This window comes from Pseudomonas libanensis (assembly GCF_001439685.1).
In the GTDB taxonomy this organism is placed as follows: Bacteria; Pseudomonadota; Gammaproteobacteria; order Pseudomonadales; family Pseudomonadaceae; genus Aquipseudomonas; species Aquipseudomonas libanensis.
Genome location: NZ_JYLH01000025.1, coordinates 1 through 14,749 on the forward strand (window position 1 = coordinate 1; position 14,749 = coordinate 14,749).

Below are 14,749 nucleotides of genomic sequence, written 5' to 3' on the forward strand. Positions count from 1 at the left end.
CAAAACCCTTGGCGCCGTTGGCGGCCAGGCTGTCGATGGCCGAGAGGGTTTTCTCGCCGTCGGGCACGGCGATCTTGATCACGGTGAAACCGTGTTCCTTGCCGGCTTTTTCGGCGAAGGCCCATTCTGTTTGAAACCAGGGTTCTTCGGCCTGCTTGACCAGAAAGCCGATCTTCACTTCTTCAGCCGATACAACGCCGCTGAACGCCAACGCCAGCGCCACAGTCCCGAGTGCCTTCTTGAACATGAACCACCTCCTTCTTGTTATTGGAAAACGCTTTAGTCGTGGTACATCACCGACCGCCCGCCATCGATCATCAGGCAGGTGGCATTGATAAAGGGCGCCTCGTCGGTCGCCAGGAACAGCGCGGTCATCGCCACCTCGATGGGCTGGCCGATGCGCTTGGGCGGGTGCAGGTCGAACGCTCGCTGGCGCTCGGCGTGAGGGTCGGGGAAACCGTTCCAGTAGTCGACGTTGAGCTGGGTTTCGATATAACCCGGGGCGATGGCATTCACACGGATGCCCTTGGACGCGTATTCGATACCCAGGGCGCGGGTGAGGCCGAGCAGGCCATGCTTGGCGACGGGATAGGGAAAGCAGCCGGGAATGATGTGGCTGGAATGGGTGGAGGCAATATTGATGATGTTGCCGATGCCCTGCTCGATCATGTGCGGCAACACCGAGCGGCAGCCGTACCAGGCGCCGTCGAGGTCGATGGCAAAGCAACGGCGCCAGTCTTCGTCGGTCATCGCCAAAGGGTCGCGGAACACATTGACCCCGGCGCAGTTGACCAGCACATCTACGCGCCCAAAGCGTTCGATGGCCAGGTTGACCAGCGCCTGCCATTGATCCTTGGAGGTGATATCGACAGGTTGGGCATGGATCTGCGCACCGCGTTCGCGCCAATGGGCGGCGATCTTATCGATTTTTTCGCCCTGGATATCGGCAATCACCAAGCGCGCCTGCTGGGCCTGGAAGCAGGCGACAATCGCTTCGCCAATGCCTTGGGCAGCGCCGGTGACGATCACTACCTTGTTCTTCAAACGCTCGCCGTAAGTCGGCTCGGGCACCGCGGGTAGTGACAACGGTTGTGCCTGCATCGCTTCACCTGTTTTATTTTTTGATAGTGAGTGCTGATGCAGGCGACTATAAACCTAGATCTTGAAATATCTCAATATATAAATTTCAATCCCATATTGTGAACAATTGCAAAAAAAACCGGCCATTAATAGCCGGCTCCGAAGACCGTCAGCCTTGGGCAAAGTCCCTCAGCGCATCACCTTCCATGCGATAGCGCACCCACTCTTCCTGCGGCTGGGCGCCGATGGACTTATAGAAGGCGATCGCCGGCTCGTTCCAGTCCAGCACGCTCCATTCAAAGCGACCGCAACCGTTGTCACAGGCGATCTTGGCCAAGTGGCGCAACAACTTCTTGCCTGCCCCGCCGCCACGTTGTTCCGGGTTGATATAGAGGTCTTCCAGGTACAGGCAGTTGCTGCCCAGCCAGGTGGAATAGCTGAAAAAGAACACCGCAAAACCAATCGGCAGACCGTCGCGCAGACACATCAGGCCATGGGCCGTGGCACCTTCGCTGAACAGGCTGCGTTCGATATCCACCACGCTGGCGATCACCTCATGCCGGGCTTTCTCGTACTCGGCCAGCTCGGTGATAAAGGTCAGGATCTGCGCAGCATCGCTGGGCACGGCGGGGCGAATCTCGATGGTCATGGGCAAGCCTTGGGTAAATTCAAAGCCCACATACTAAGGCGGTTCAGTGACCGATTGCAGCGCAATTTCATACCCAAGAGCACGTTTTACTCCGCCACACAGGGATGCCAGCACCGGCAAACACAGAACAATCCCGCTGGATACCCATGGTAAACAGTTGGCATAAATCCAATGATCAGGTCCTGCTCATGCACGCCACGTCTCCAGTAGGCGCAAAGACTTTCGCGCTGTTCTGCCTCGCCAGTTTCCTGCTGTCGCTCTCCTATGGCTCAACCTTTTTGCTGTCGCTGCTGATCCATTCACGCGGCGGCAATGAGCACGACGCAGGCAGTGTCATTGCCACGGCGATGCTCAGCACTTTTGTGGCGGTGCTTCTTTCCGGGCATTTGGCGGATGCGTTGGGCGCGGCGCGAGCGATTGCGAGCACCGGGGTATTACTGGTGTTGGCCTGCCTGGGGTTCGCCCTGGCCCCCGGGTTTGGTCAGGGTTTGATGCTGTTCGGGCTGTCCCTGGGTCTGGGCTGGGGCGTGTTCTATACCCTGGGCCCGATCATCGTGACGCTGCTGGTAGAACCCTGCCAGCGCGCCAAATATTTCGCCCTGCTGTCGGGCAGCATGCTGAGCGGAATCGGCTCCGGCCCTTTACTAGGGCGCGCCGCCATTGCGCTGGACCTGCCCCTGACGACTGCGTTCTATATCGCCGGGCTGGCCAGCCTTGCCGGCGTGGTGATGTTCTGGCGCATGGGCATCCTGCTCAAGGGGCATGCGAATGTGCCGGCGTCGAGGATCTCCTGGTTCGCTAGTCGCCGCGTACTGTCGTCCAAAGCGGCGTTCGCCATCCTGATGGTCGGCCTGGGTGGTTGCGTGTTCGGTGGGCTGTCATCGTTCCAGACCAGCTACGCCGCTGCCCATGGGCTGGACTACTCACTGTTTTTTGCAGGTTTCCTGACGGCGGCGATTACCAGCCGTCTGCTGATCGCCGGTTTTGTGGTCAAGCGCGACGCCTACCAGGCTGCCTGCGTGTTGTCCGGGATAATGCTCGGCGCCATCGCGCTGTTTGCATTTGGTGTGAGCGGCAACCTCAGCTATTTGCTGGCCGCCGCTATTTTGGGGGTCGGGTATGGCCTGACGTATTCGGTGATCAATGGGCTGGTGGCCAATGAGGCACCCAGCGGCACCACGTCCCAGGCGTTATTGCTGTTCAGCATGGCGTACTTTGTCGGCGTCTTCGGGTTTCCCTGGCTCGCGGGCAAGATCATTGTCGATTACGGCCTTTGGACAATGATGCTGAGCGTACTGGTTATTGCCGCACTCAATTGGGCGATCGCCACAGTGCGCCTGATAGCGCGCAGCGTTTGGGCGCATAAAACGGACACAGGCGAATTGCTACCGTTCGTCGACATCAAGGCACGATCACCGAATGAGGGGGGACCAATACAGGGTAAGGACATTAATCATATGGAGACACCCTCATGAAAAATTCCAAATTGTCTGCCCTCGCCCTCGCCGGCCTGTTGTCCGCCGCATCCCTGGGCGCGTTTGCCGCCACATCATCTACCGGCAAGACTGATCCAGTCGGTAGCCCGCCTAGCCCCGCCACCCAGGAATCCCAGGATTCAATGGGCACCGGCCTTGATACCAACGGTGGCGCGATCATCGACAACGGCGCGGACCCACGCACCAAAGGCAATGACACCCAGCGCCAGGCACCGGCTGCCGTGGGCAACGGCAAGATGGGCCCCGGCGCCAATGAGCCGAAGATCAACAAAGGGGATGACTCGAACGTCCCTGGTGCACCGAAACAACCCGCGCCTTAAGACACCCGTAGCACGACCGACACTCGACCATTTCCCAGTGAAGAGGTACACATGAACGTCGATAGAAACCTTGAAAAAGAAGTCCTCACCCGTCTGCTGCACGCCCATCCGCAAGGCTTGGGCAAGGAGGTGCTGGACAATTATCGCGGTGAAAAGGAGGTCGCCAGTGTCTTGGCGTTCCTGCAGGACCGCGGATTGATCAAGGATGGGCATGTGACCACCGATGACGCCGGTGAATACTCGTTGAACCTGCCGATCAAGCTGACTGCCTCGGGTGTGGATGAGGCGCGCAAGCTGGACGGTGCAGTCCCTCAGTAATCCATTTCTGGTCTGGCCCCCGGCAACAGGGGCCAGAAGGAGTTTTAGCGATGCCTCGTGGAAGCAAAGCCAAATACACCACCGAACAGAAACGCAAGGCCGCTCATATCGAAGACAGTTATGAGCACAAGGGATTATCCAAGGAAGAGGCCGAGGCCCGTGCCTGGGCCACCGTCAACAAGCAGTCCGGCGGCGGTGAAAAAGCCGGTGGTTCGGGCCGGCGCAAGGCCCCGGCGAAGAAAGCCGAGGATCGGCATGAGTCGTCCAAGCGTGCGGCGGCCAGCCGTGAAGGACACCCGCGTAGCAGCCGGGCCTCGCTGGGTACGCAAACCAAGGAAAGTTTGATGAAAGAGGCGCGGGAAAAGAATATCCCCGGGCGGTCGACCATGCGTAAAGATGAGTTGATCCAAGCGCTGAAAAAAGCAGGCTAAATATGATCCCAATGTGGGAGGGGGCTTGCCCCCGATTGCAGTGGACCAGTCAACAGATGTATTGACTGACACTCAGCTATCGGGGGCAAGCCCCCTCCCACATTTGGATTTATGCTTGCCTGGAAACCAGTGCATCAACTTCGGCTGCGCCTGGACAAGTAGCCGGCCCCCAACGCATCACTGCCAATGCCGCCGCCGCATTCGCCCGGCGTGCTGCTTCAGCCGGCTTCAACCCCGTCGCCAAGCCAGCAATAAACACCCCTGCGTGCGCATCCCCCGCACCGTTGCTGTCCACCGCCTGCACCTTGAAACCGGGCACATGTTCAATCTCACCCCTGCGCCCTACCCTGCAGCCATTCGGCCCATCGCGTACTACGAGCAACGTTTGTGCAGGCAGGTGTCGGTTCAATTCTGGCAACGCGGCGGCGATATCCGTCGCCCCGGTAAACGCGAGGGCTTCAGGGCCATTGCTGGTCCAGATGTCGATACGCGGCAACAAGGCTCGCATCAACGCTGAGTCCGGCGCCTTGACCAGCGGGCCTGGGTCGAATACCACTACAATGTCTCGCGGCAGCGCCAGCAGCCAGTCAAGCAACGGCTGCGCCTTACCGTCAAGCAGCAAGCTGTAGCCACTGACATACACGTAATCATCGACACGCGGGACGATCTGAGCCAAGTCGTCGGCGCTCAGCTCACCCTCGGCGCCGAGATGGGAGATGAAGGTGCGTTCGGTGCTTGCTTCAGTCAGCGACACGCACAACCCGGTATCTTTGCCAGCGCTGGCTGCCAAGGCCATTTCAATACCCTCGGCCTGCATCGCTGCACGCGCCAGCTCGCCAAAGCGCCCCTCGCCATGACGGCCCAGGTAAACCACCGGCAACCCATTGCGTCGTGCCGCAACCATCACGTTGAACCCGCCACCGACTTGGAAACTGGCGCAGTTGGCCAGCACGTCACCGCCGCTTGCCGGCAGGGTGTCGAGGCCCATGACCAGGTCAACAATGACCTGGCCGGTGTGCAGCAATCTAGACATTGGCGCTCTCTGCTAAAGCCGGACGACGATCAGCCGCGCCGCCCAGTACCGCATACATTCCGCCCGCCACCAGGAACGTGACGATCCAGCCCAGGCCGTTATGGCCCAGCCAGGAGTCGGACAGCGGCCCGGCAAACCAGATGTTGTCGGCGGTAGTACCGATGGTGGTGAAGCTGAACCCCAGCACTATGGCCACCGCCCAGGCGCCAAACGCCCGCCATTCCACACCGCCGCGATACCAGTAGGCACTGCTCGGGCTGACGTCCAGCAGGTCCTTGGGGCTGTAGTAGTGACGATGAATCAGGTCGACCACGAAAATCCCCACCCACGCCGTGATCGGCACCGCCAGCAGCGAAATGAAGGTGATGAACGGGCCGTAGAAGCTGTCGGCGATCAGCATGAAGTAGATGGAACCTGCGAAGATCGCCACGATATCGACGATCACCGCATGCACGCGCTTGACCTTCAAGCCCAGGGTCAGTGTGGTGAGACCGGCGGAATACACTGACAGGTTGTTCGACAGCAACAAGCCGCCGAACGCCGTAATCAGGTACGGCACGGCCATCCAGGTCGGCAGCATGTCGCGGATCGCGATGATCGGGTCGGTGGCCGACGCCAGGTCATTGTTACCCACCGACAGCAGGCCGCCGAGGGTGATCAACAGTACCAGCGGAATGCCCGCGCCAAACGCAGCAGAAGCCACCAGGCGCACGGCCTTGACGCTGCGGTGCTGGTAGCGCGACATGTCGGCTCCGGCGTTGGCCCAACCGATACCGGTGCCAGCGGCCATGGTGCCCACACCAATGATCATCGCGCTCAACGGTGCCGGCGTGGCGTTGAACACCGCGCTCCAGTCGATGGTGGCACAGAGGAATCCACCCACCAGAATGTTCAAGCCGCCGAATACGTAGGTGGCCCACTTCTGGATCACCAGCAAGGTGGCATGGCCGAGACCGGAAACGGCCAGGGTCAGCAACACGAAGATAGCGATAAAGACCAGGGTCAACAGCGGCGCGCTTTTCGCCTCCACTGGCGAACCGAACAGGATCGAACACAACGACAACAGCACAAAGGCGGCGGTGGTGGTGTTGACGGTTTCCCAGCCCAGGCGCGACATCAGCGAGACCAGGGTCGGGCCGATATTGCCGCGTACACCGAAGATGGCACGGGACAGGGTCAGGCTGGGCGCGCGACCTCGGCGTCCGGCGATGGAAATAATCCCCACCACCGCAAAGGAGCCGGCGGCGCCAAGGATCGCAACGATGATCGCCTGCCAGATGGCCAGGCCACGAAACGCCACGAGGGTCGCGCCCAGCGGCAAGCCGAGGATGCTGATATTGGCGGCGAACCACACCCAGAACAGCTGCAGCGGGTGGCCGTTGCACTCGCTTTCAGGGACCGGCTCGATACCGCGTGTTTCCAATTGCCCGGCGGTTTGGCCGGAAGAGGGGCTGCTCATGAAAGGGTGCTCCTAGTGCCTGTATTGTTGTTGTGGTTGTGGCAGCGAGTCGAATCTTTATCCGGTCTTCCTGACCCAACGCTTTTTAATGTGGGAGCTGGCTTGCCTGCGATTGCGGTGGGTCAACCAGCCCATCAGCCACTGGAAAACCGCTATCGCAGGCAAGCCAGCTCCCACATTTAGTTCCGTGTTTATCGCAAGGCCAATAACGCCTGGATCAGCGGCTGCAAGTCCAGACCATTGACCCGCTTGACCTGTTCAACCAACGCCTCAGGCCAGCACTGCATGCCCAGGCACGCCCCCAGCATGGCGCCGAGAATCGCGGCAATAGTGTCGGTGTCGCCGCCCAGGCTGGCCGCCAGGCACAGCGCTTCGAAGGCATTCATGTCGCCGGACGCCACTTGCTGGGCCAGGGCAAACGACACCACTACCGACTCCTGGGAAGCCACCGAAGTACCGATCAACTCGTAAAGCAGGTCGGCAAACAACGCTTTGTCGCCGCTGCCGACGCTCAGGGTGCGAGCCCAACTGATGCGGGTGGACATGCGACCACCCGCGATCCAGTGACCATGGCTTTCGGCCTGTCTGGCAATCTGGGTTCCGATATTCAGGGCTTCGCCCAGGTCCACGCCGTTGATGCCGGCCGAGACCACCGCCGCCACGGCTGCGGCGCTGGAAATGCCCAGGCTGGTGTTATGGGTGACCTGGCAAGCCTGGATCACCGCCTGGATAAATGGCTCCGGATCGCTGACATCGGCGGCGATGCCCACTGGCGTGATACGCATGGCCGCGCCATTGGTGGTGCCGTAGCGCCCCGACTCTTGCGGGGTGTGGCCGGCCAGGATCATGTCGATGGCACGTTTGGTCGACGGCCCGAGCAAGTCCTGGGAACCCTTGGCACGCATCACAGCCTCCCAATCGATCAGGCGCTGAGCCAGCACCGTGGGTTCGATCTGACCCTGGCCTTGCACCAGCAACTCGGCGACCAGGATGGCTTGTTCGGTGTCATCGGTAATGGATCCGGCGGGCATGTTCGGGGCAATGGGCTGGTCGGCGCCCGCATCTTCCAGGGCGGTGATGGCTCCGAAACGCTGTCGAACCTGCTCCCGGCTCAATGACTGGGTGGGCATGCCCAAGGCATCGCCCAGGGCCAAGCCGTAGAAGGCACCAAGTGCGCGGTGTTCTGCTGTCATTTCGACGCTCCGAATTGCAGGTGCAGGCGAAAGTGCACGGGGTCGAGCAGGCTTTCGACGTGCTCCATGAAGCGCTCGCGACGGTCATAAGTGGTGCGCGAGGCTTTGAGAAAGACCGTGCCGATCGGCCGCCCGAGCCGTTCGGCGTCTTCATCGCTGAGGGGCTCGGCACCGATCCATTGGTCGCCATCGGCGCCCACATAGCCGTAGGCCGCCAGGGTGATGGTCAAGGAATTGTCGATCAGGCCGATGCGAGGCAGGCTTTCCAGGTCGCCGACGGCGGGCATCAGCGAGCGTTCCAGGGATACCGGGGTACCGTCGGCAGCGCGGCGCAGGCGGTCAAGGGCGATGAATTGGTCGGTGCCGAAACGGCTGAACAGGTCGGGACGGGTCACGGCCTCGAAGCGCAGGATCTCGGTGGACACCTGCGCCCCCGTATCCGCCAGAGCCTGGGCCCAACCGCTACGCTGGTCCAGCACCATGCCGTCAAAGGTGACGATGGAGCCGACACCGCTTTGGGTCGCAATATAGTGACGACGTTTAAGCTCGGCCAGCGCTTCGCGCAACGTGCCACGGCTGACCGCAAACTCCTCGGCCAGTTGGTGCTCGCCCGGCAGCAGGAAACCGTCGGCCATCACTCCACCCTCGATACGGCGGATGAGTTCGTCGACGACGCGTTTTTTCTTATCAAATCGGACATGTCTAATCATGTACAAATTGATAACCGAAAGCGCCTATGTCCGGCAAGAGAATTATTTCAGTACAAAGACATAATCGGCTTCAAGGTTCCAGGCCAATGGGGAAAAATACCCCGCCGCTCCATACGCCAAGCCAGTTCTGACCGTTGATCGGACGGCTCACCGCCAGCTCCACCAATTGATAGAACGCATTGCGGTGCACCAGGGCCTCGAGATTGGTGCGCACCCGCAGATAGGGCGCAGGTTCCTGGGTGTCGGGGTCGATCACCACCCGCAGCGGGTGCTCAGGGCCGGCCTCGATCTGCTCATCGACATTGGTGGTAAAGTGCAGTAATTGACTTTCGCCCTGCCCTTGCACGTCCAGGGTCACAGCGACAAACGGCGCGTCATCGACGGTTATCCGGACTTTTTCCACCGGGGTGACCAGAAAATAGTCATCGCCATCGCGGCGGATTATGTTGGAGAACAACTTGACCATCGGCTTGCGCCCGATGGGCGTGCCTTGATAGAACCAAGTGCCGTCGCGGGCGATGCGCATGTCGATATCGCCGCAGAAATCCGGGTTCCACAGGTGCACCGGTGCCGGCCCCTTGCCCTTGGGCAGCTGGGCCAATAGATCATTGGCCTTGGCGGAATCGGTCATGGGGTTCTCCTCAGGTCTACTGATTGCTCATGCCCAACAAGCCTCGGGCGTATTGCGCCAGGGGGCGGGCAATCAGATCTTGTGGTGATGTGTCGTGGAACGTCAGTAAACCGCCACGACTGCGAATACGGGCAGTATCGATCAAATACTGGGTGCTGGTCTCGATCAACATGACCTGGATCACGCCGCTGTCCAGCCCCAGGCGGTCCAGGGCTTGCTGGTCAGTCCACTCGTCGGCGTTGCCGATACGGTCATCGGCTGCCGCAAAACGGCAATACAGCAAGTAGTGGGCGCCCACCTCGCGAGCTTCGGCCATGGCCTGCTCAAGGCCTTCGGGTTGGCGCGCACGACGCACCATCGGGAAATACTCGACGAAGCCGTTGAACGCCTCCTCGGCTACCACGTTAGGCCGCGGATACGCGCTGCCCGGCGGTACGAAGGCGCCCTGGGCGATAAACACAAAGGAGTCCGGCTGTATGCGCACTGAGGCAGTACGCCGGGTTTCGCTGTGGTCGAGCAACCCGGCATCGCTCATCTGATAGCGGGTGCCTTCGGCCATATCGCTGACGGTCATGCAACCGCCCAGGGCCAACAACGCCAGCAGCAAAACCAGACTACGCATCCTAATCCTCCAGAAGCCGGTGACGGAAAACCGGCGAATGGGCGTGAGATGCAGAATCCGCGCCACTGCGCAGCGCCTCATCAAACGTGGGAGCAAGCCCCCCACATTCATTGGTGTGAACTCGCAAGATCTACATTAGCCGCCGATGATCTTCATGACCGTCGCGCCGCCAGAAAACGCTACTTCCTGTTTGTCGCCAAGGGCCTTCATCAGCAAGCCCTGCAGGGCAGGCAATGCCTGGTGGCGCGGCTGATCGAGCAAGTCACCGACGTAGTGGCGATTGCTCGATGAAAGGCACCCATGCAGCCATCCAGTGGAGGATAAGCGCAGTCGCGAACAGGTGCGGCAGAACGGCACGCTTTCGTTGGCGATCACGCCGAAGAAGCCCTTGCCCGGCACTTCGTAGCGCACGGCCGTGGCGTCGACAGGCGCATTGGCTTGCAGGTATTCGTGGTGTTCGCCGATCAGGCTGAGCAGTTGTTGCAAGCTGACGAACTGTTGCAGGAACGCGTTGGAGTCTTTAGCCAAGTGGCCCATGCGCATCAGTTCGATAAAGCGCAGCTCGTAGCCGCGCTCCAGGCAGTAATCGAGCAGCGGCATCACCTGGTCCAGGTTCTGGCCGCGCAACGGCACCATGTTGACCTTGATCTTGATCCCGGCGGCGCTGGCCTGGTCCATGCCATTGAGCACGGTGGCCAGGTCGCCGCCACGGGCGATGCTGCGGAAGGCATCGACATCCAGGGTATCGAGGGAAACATTGATGCGTCGAATACCGGCGGTCACCAGCAACGGCAGTTTGCGCGCCAGCAGTTGGCCATTGGTGGTCAGGCTGATATCGCTGAGACCCATCTGCCCTACCGCGCCCATGAAGGCTTCCAACTTGGGGCTGACCAGCGGTTCACCGCCGGTAATGCGCAAGCGCTCGATACCGGCGGCTTCGATCAGGTAAGCCACGCCCCGGGCCATGGCCTCGGCCGAAAGTTCGTCTTGGGCAGCCACCAGCCGCTTGCCATTTGGCACGCAATAGGTACACGCGTAATTGCAGGCTGAGGTCAGGCTGATTCGCAAATTGCGAAAACGCCTGCCTTGACGATCAACGATCATGGATCACTCCGGCAGAGGATAATTCGGGCGCACTAAAAGCTGACTTATAAATCAGCTTTTAGCAAGGTCCTTGCCTGAGTATATTCCTGGGGTACTGCGCCTGGCAGTAAATCATTGGCGAATGGCTTACGTCGCTGGGGTTTCACCACTCTTTTCAGCGCCTGGCAGTTCAGTGCTGTGCTTGCGCTTGTTGCCCATGCGCACACCGATGTCCATCAGGAACTGGAAGAAGCCTTCCTGGTCTTCCAGCACATTGCTCCAGAACGGCGAGTGGTACAACGCCACGGCGCCATGCACCAAGGCCCAGGCGGCGCAGTAGTGGAAATACGGCGGTACGTCTTCGAGCTTGCCTTCACTGATACGGCCCTTGATCAGCAGCGTCAGACGTTCGAAGTTCGAGGCGCGGATCTTGTGGAGCTCCTCGACCATTTCCGGCACCTGGTGACCTTTGACCACCTTCTCTTCCAGGCGGTCGAACAGGCGATAGCGCTGCGGGTCACGCATGCGAAACTCGAAGTAAGCGCGGGACAGGGCTTCCTTGTCTTTGTCGACATCGGCCGAGTGCAGCAGCTCGTTCAAGTCGCGCTCGTAGTCGAGCATCAGGCGCAGATAGATCTCGGCCTTGGACTTGAAGTGCTTGTAGATTGTGCCTTTGCCGATACCCACGGCATCCGCAATCATCTCGACGGTGACACTGTCTTCGCCCTGGTCGAGGAATAACTTGAGTGCGGTGTCGAGAATTTCCTGCTCACGGCGGCGAAACTCACGGACCTTACGGGGTTCTTTGTGCATGAGAAAGAGGTCTGCAGAGGTCGGAATAGGGAGGGTTGCGCAGGGCCACAGATACGTGGCGATACGATTTACCCGATGCGAGGGATTATCCCGACTGAACGGTCGTTGGGCAATGTCTATGTGAACCCGCCAGGCACATAACTTTCAATGCGCCAACGATCCTGCCTCTATCAGTCAGAAATAATACGTATCACCTGAACCCGCCCACCTGCGCAATGAGAACTCAAGAGAAGCGGCTGTATTCCAAATCTGTTTAAAAAACGATCAGATCCGACTGGACTGAATGAGATAGTGATCAATACTTCAACTGTCGGCGCGACATCTCCCCCAAGTGACGCGACGACCTGGGTACCGACGGACTGTGTGCCCTTGTTTACTCCTAATGGTCTTAGCCCGGATTCCCCCCCCAGAACCCGGGTTTTTTTTGCCTGGGATTCGAGCGTTTATCCAACTGCTACATGGGCCAGCGGAAACAGGCGCTTGAAGTTCTCGGTAGTCTGCTCGGCAAAATGCTCGTAGGACTCGCCGCGCAGCATTGCCAGGTAATCGGCCACGTCACGCACGTATTCCGGCAGGTTCGGCTTGCCGCGATGGGGGATAGGCGCCAGGTAGGGCGAGTCGGTTTCCACCAGCAGGCGGTCGGCCGGCACCTGGCGGGCTACGTCGCGCAGCGCGTCGGCATTGCGGAAGGTGACGATACCTGACAGGGAAATATAGAACCCCAGGTCCAGGGCGGCCTTGGCCATGTCCCAGTCTTCAGTAAAGCAATGCAGCACACCGGCTTGTGGCAGCGCGGCTTCACGCAGCAGCGTCAAGGTATCGGCACGGGCGCCACGGGTGTGGACGATCACCGGCTTGCCGGTCTGTTGCGCAGCTTGCAGGTGCAGGCGGAACGAAGCCTGCTGCAACTCGGCGGCTTCGGGCTCGTAGTGGTAATCCAGGCCGGTCTCACCGATGGCTACCACCCGTGGGTGGTTGAGTTCGCCCAATAGCCAATCGAGGGCCGGGGCTTCGCCGGGCTTGAGGTCCAGCGGGTGGACACCGACCGAGCAATCCACGTCCGTGTAGCGCTCAGCCAGGGCCTTGACGTCGGCGGCGTTCTCAGCGCTGACACCGATACATAGGAAGTGGCCTACCCCACGCTGGCGGGCAGCTTCAAGGGCGGCGTCGAGGGAACCGCCGTGCTGGGCAAGGTCGAGGCGATCAAGGTGGCAATGGGAATCTACGAGCATAGGGAGTCAGGGCTTTAAGTCACGAAAAGAGTCTGGCCAACGATACACCCGTCGGCCACGGAAATTAACGCCGCCCGAGCAGGCCGACCCACTGCACCAGCAGCGCCTCGAGCAACAGCACGCGGTTGAGGTTGGCCTTGCCGAGTACCTTCTGGCGCTGGGCAAGAATCCAGTCCTGGATGTTCAGCACTTTGTCCTGGGCACTTTTCTGCGCCAGGTATTGCACGACTTTGCGCATATCCGCCAGGCCCAAGCCGTTTTCATCCTGGGTCAGCTGGTAGCGCAGGATCAGGCTGGACCAGTCGCAGAACCAGTCGAACAACAGCAACAGGGGGATGTCCTTCCAGGCGCTTTCGGCCAGCTGAGTGGCGGACAGTTCCTGCTTGAGCAGCTTCTTCACGCCATCCACGACCAACGCCCGCTGCTCACGCACGCCCTGGGCTTGCAGCTTGACTGCCGCCAAGGGCGAACCGGCCGCCAGGGTCAGTAATTCGATGCGTTCGTCTGGGGTGCACTCCGGCAACGCCTGCGCCAGCCATTGCAAGCTCATGGCCTCGCTCGGCAATGGGCAGGCCTGCTGCACGCAGCGGCTGCGAATAGTCGGCAACAAACGGCTGGACTGGTGGCTTACCAGCAACAGCACGGTATCGCCGGAGGGTTCTTCGAGGCTTTTGAGCAAGGCATTGGCAGCGTTGATGTTCATCGCCTCGACCGGCTCGATCAACACCACTTTGCGCCCGCCCATCTGCGCGGTCTGCACCACGAAGCTGACCAGGTCACGCACCTGGTCGACCTTGATCGCCTTGTCCGCCTCCTCCGGTTCCAGCACATAGTTGTCCGGGTGACTGCCGGCCTTGAGCAGCAGGCAGGATTTGCACTCTCCGCAAGCCAGCAGATTGACCGGGCGCTGGCACAACAGGCTGGCCATCAGGCGCTCGGCGAGGTGGCGTTTACCGATGCCCACCGGCCCATGCAGCAAATAGGCATGGGCATGCTGGGCACGCCCGGCCAGTTGCTGCCAGAGGCTGTCCTGCCATGGGTAGGACTCAGCCACGGGTGCGCTCCAACAGTGTCGGCAACAGTGCGTCGATGGCCTGTTGCACCCGGGCCAGCGGCTGGGCGGCGTCCAGCAGGTGATAACGCGCAGGCTCAGCCTTGGCACGCTGCAGGAAAGCGCTGCGCACAGCTTGGAAAAATGCCTGCCCCTCCAACTCGAAACGATCCAGGCGCCCCCGGGCACTGGCGCGAGCCATGCCCACTTCCACCGGCAGGTCGAACAGCAGGGTCAGATCGGGGCGCACATCCCCCTGCACGAAGGTTTCCAGGGTAGCAATGCGTTCCAGGCACAAGCCTCGGCCACCGCCCTGGTAGGCGTAGGTAGAGTCGGTGAAACGATCACAGATCACCACCGCACCGCGTGCCAGGGCCGGGCGGATTACTTCGGCCAGGTGCTGGGCACGGGCGGCAAATACCAGCAGCAGCTCGGTGTCCGGGTTCATCAGCTCGTCGCCCGGGGCCAACAGGACGTCGCGAATCCGCTCGGCCAGTGGCGTACCACCGGGTTCACGGGTCAGCACCACTTCGATGCCCTGAGCACGCAGGCGCTCGGCCAGGTAGTCACGGTTCGTGCTTTTGCCGGCGCCTTCCGGGCCTTCCAGGGTAATAAACAAGCCAGTCAC

The 14,749-nt window shown here is 60.6% G+C and carries 17 protein-coding genes and 1 pseudogene; 4 read left to right on the forward strand and 14 right to left on the reverse strand.

All coding sequences use genetic code 11. The annotated features are described in order from the left end of the window. The 3 genes and pseudogenes from TU73_RS26565 to TU73_RS26575 all read right to left on the reverse strand — a co-directional run. Positions 1 to 247 (reverse strand): annotated as a pseudogene (locus TU73_RS26565) (arabinose ABC transporter substrate-binding protein); the annotation flags it as partial. Positions 248 to 279: 32 nt separating this feature from the next. Continuing rightward, positions 280 to 1,101, reverse strand: coding sequence for an SDR family oxidoreductase (locus TU73_RS26570; RefSeq protein ID WP_057014648.1), 822 nt, complete (start codon positions 1,099 to 1,101; stop codon positions 280 to 282). Positions 1,102 to 1,249: 148 nt separating this feature from the next. Continuing rightward, positions 1,250 to 1,729, reverse strand: a complete 480-nt coding sequence (locus tag TU73_RS26575) for a GNAT family N-acetyltransferase (RefSeq protein WP_043050118.1) — start codon at positions 1,727 to 1,729, stop codon at positions 1,250 to 1,252. 188 nt (positions 1,730 to 1,917) lie between these two features. On the opposite strand from TU73_RS26575, the gene TU73_RS26580 reads away from it, so the two are divergent. The 4 genes from TU73_RS26580 to TU73_RS26595 are packed head-to-tail and all read left to right on the forward strand — an operon-like array spanning position 1,918 to position 4,294. After that, entirely contained in the window at positions 1,918 to 3,204 is a 1,287-nt protein-coding gene (locus TU73_RS26580) for an MFS transporter (protein ID WP_231984771.1), read from the forward strand. Then, entirely contained in the window at positions 3,201 to 3,545 is a 345-nt protein-coding gene (locus TU73_RS26585) for a hypothetical protein (protein ID WP_057014649.1), read from the forward strand. Before TU73_RS26580 ends, TU73_RS26585 begins: the two co-directional genes overlap by 4 nt. Positions 3,546 to 3,596: 51 nt before the next feature. Then, positions 3,597 to 3,863 carry a hypothetical protein gene (locus tag TU73_RS26590; RefSeq protein WP_057014650.1) on the forward strand — a complete coding sequence of 89 codons (267 nt, stop codon included), beginning with the start codon at positions 3,597 to 3,599 and terminating at the stop codon, positions 3,861 to 3,863. Positions 3,864 to 3,913: 50 nt separating this feature from the next. Further along, the gene (locus TU73_RS26595; protein WP_057014651.1) at positions 3,914 to 4,294 is read left to right on the forward strand and encodes a Rho termination factor N-terminal domain-containing protein; all 381 of its coding nucleotides are present in this window, start codon (positions 3,914 to 3,916) and stop codon (positions 4,292 to 4,294) included. Positions 4,295 to 4,403: 109 nt separating this feature from the next. Here the strand turns inward: TU73_RS26595 and TU73_RS26600 are convergent, their stop codons facing one another. From TU73_RS26600 to tmk, 11 genes are all read right to left on the reverse strand, one after another. Beyond that, positions 4,404 to 5,327 (reverse strand): PfkB family carbohydrate kinase, encoded by a 924-nt coding sequence (locus tag TU73_RS26600; RefSeq protein ID WP_057014652.1) that lies wholly within the window; start codon positions 5,325 to 5,327, stop codon positions 4,404 to 4,406. After that, entirely contained in the window at positions 5,320 to 6,786 is a 1,467-nt protein-coding gene (locus tag TU73_RS26605; RefSeq protein ID WP_057014653.1) for a purine-cytosine permease family protein, read from the reverse strand. Before TU73_RS26605 ends, TU73_RS26600 begins: the two co-directional genes overlap by 8 nt. A gap of 191 nt (positions 6,787 to 6,977) precedes the next feature. Next, positions 6,978 to 7,979 carry an ADP-ribosylglycohydrolase family protein gene (locus TU73_RS26610; protein WP_057014654.1) on the reverse strand — a complete coding sequence of 334 codons (1,002 nt, stop codon included), beginning with the start codon at positions 7,977 to 7,979 and terminating at the stop codon, positions 6,978 to 6,980. Beyond that, entirely contained in the window at positions 7,976 to 8,689 is a 714-nt protein-coding gene (locus TU73_RS26615; protein WP_057014655.1) for a GntR family transcriptional regulator, read from the reverse strand. The genes TU73_RS26610 and TU73_RS26615 overlap by 4 nt, the downstream gene beginning before the upstream one ends. Before the next feature lie 70 nt (positions 8,690 to 8,759). After that, positions 8,760 to 9,320 carry a DUF1285 domain-containing protein gene (locus TU73_RS26620; protein WP_057014656.1) on the reverse strand — a complete coding sequence of 187 codons (561 nt, stop codon included), beginning with the start codon at positions 9,318 to 9,320 and terminating at the stop codon, positions 8,760 to 8,762. A 16-nt stretch (positions 9,321 to 9,336) separates the two neighbouring features. Continuing rightward, entirely contained in the window at positions 9,337 to 9,942 is a 606-nt protein-coding gene (locus tag TU73_RS26625) for a DUF4823 domain-containing protein (protein ID WP_057014657.1), read from the reverse strand. Positions 9,943 to 10,077: 135 nt separating this feature from the next. Beyond that, the gene (locus tag TU73_RS26630; protein ID WP_057014658.1) at positions 10,078 to 11,046 is read right to left on the reverse strand and encodes a GTP 3',8-cyclase MoaA; all 969 of its coding nucleotides are present in this window, start codon (positions 11,044 to 11,046) and stop codon (positions 10,078 to 10,080) included. A 126-nt stretch (positions 11,047 to 11,172) separates the two neighbouring features. Continuing rightward, positions 11,173 to 11,838: a TetR/AcrR family transcriptional regulator gene (locus TU73_RS26635; protein WP_046069143.1), complete on the reverse strand. Its 666-nt coding sequence runs from the start codon at positions 11,836 to 11,838 to the stop codon at positions 11,173 to 11,175. A gap of 443 nt (positions 11,839 to 12,281) precedes the next feature. Continuing rightward, positions 12,282 to 13,070, reverse strand: a complete 789-nt coding sequence (locus TU73_RS26640) for a TatD family hydrolase (RefSeq protein ID WP_057014659.1) — start codon at positions 13,068 to 13,070, stop codon at positions 12,282 to 12,284. Positions 13,071 to 13,134: 64 nt separating this feature from the next. After that, entirely contained in the window at positions 13,135 to 14,124 is a 990-nt protein-coding gene (locus TU73_RS26645) for a DNA polymerase III subunit delta' (protein ID WP_057014660.1), read from the reverse strand. Continuing rightward, positions 14,117 to 14,749: a dTMP kinase gene (tmk, locus tag TU73_RS26650; RefSeq protein ID WP_057014661.1), complete on the reverse strand. Its 633-nt coding sequence runs from the start codon at positions 14,747 to 14,749 to the stop codon at positions 14,117 to 14,119. The genes TU73_RS26645 and tmk overlap by 8 nt, the downstream gene beginning before the upstream one ends.

Bases quoted from the DNA above. Each gene is read 5' to 3' on its own strand.
- TU73_RS26570 (WP_057014648.1), bottom strand. From the start codon at position 1,101: ATGCAGGCACAACCGTTGTCACTACCCGCGGTGCCCGAGCCGACTTAC.
- TU73_RS26575 (WP_043050118.1), bottom strand. From the start codon at position 1,729: ATGACCATCGAGATTCGCCCCGCCGTGCCCAGCGATGCTGCGCAGATC.
- TU73_RS26580 (WP_231984771.1), top strand. From the start codon at position 1,918: ATGCACGCCACGTCTCCAGTAGGCGCAAAGACTTTCGCGCTGTTCTGC.
- TU73_RS26585 (WP_057014649.1), top strand. From the start codon at position 3,201: ATGAAAAATTCCAAATTGTCTGCCCTCGCCCTCGCCGGCCTGTTGTCC.
- TU73_RS26590 (WP_057014650.1), top strand. From the start codon at position 3,597: ATGAACGTCGATAGAAACCTTGAAAAAGAAGTCCTCACCCGTCTGCTG.
- TU73_RS26595 (WP_057014651.1), top strand. From the start codon at position 3,914: ATGCCTCGTGGAAGCAAAGCCAAATACACCACCGAACAGAAACGCAAG.
- TU73_RS26600 (WP_057014652.1), bottom strand. From the start codon at position 5,327: ATGTCTAGATTGCTGCACACCGGCCAGGTCATTGTTGACCTGGTCATG.
- TU73_RS26605 (WP_057014653.1), bottom strand. From the start codon at position 6,786: ATGAGCAGCCCCTCTTCCGGCCAAACCGCCGGGCAATTGGAAACACGC.
- TU73_RS26610 (WP_057014654.1), bottom strand. From the start codon at position 7,979: ATGACAGCAGAACACCGCGCACTTGGTGCCTTCTACGGCTTGGCCCTG.
- TU73_RS26615 (WP_057014655.1), bottom strand. From the start codon at position 8,689: ATGATTAGACATGTCCGATTTGATAAGAAAAAACGCGTCGTCGACGAA.
- TU73_RS26620 (WP_057014656.1), bottom strand. From the start codon at position 9,320: ATGACCGATTCCGCCAAGGCCAATGATCTATTGGCCCAGCTGCCCAAG.
- TU73_RS26625 (WP_057014657.1), bottom strand. From the start codon at position 9,942: ATGCGTAGTCTGGTTTTGCTGCTGGCGTTGTTGGCCCTGGGCGGTTGC.
- TU73_RS26630 (WP_057014658.1), bottom strand. From the start codon at position 11,046: ATGATCGTTGATCGTCAAGGCAGGCGTTTTCGCAATTTGCGAATCAGC.
- TU73_RS26635 (WP_046069143.1), bottom strand. From the start codon at position 11,838: ATGCACAAAGAACCCCGTAAGGTCCGTGAGTTTCGCCGCCGTGAGCAG.
- TU73_RS26640 (WP_057014659.1), bottom strand. From the start codon at position 13,070: ATGCTCGTAGATTCCCATTGCCACCTTGATCGCCTCGACCTTGCCCAG.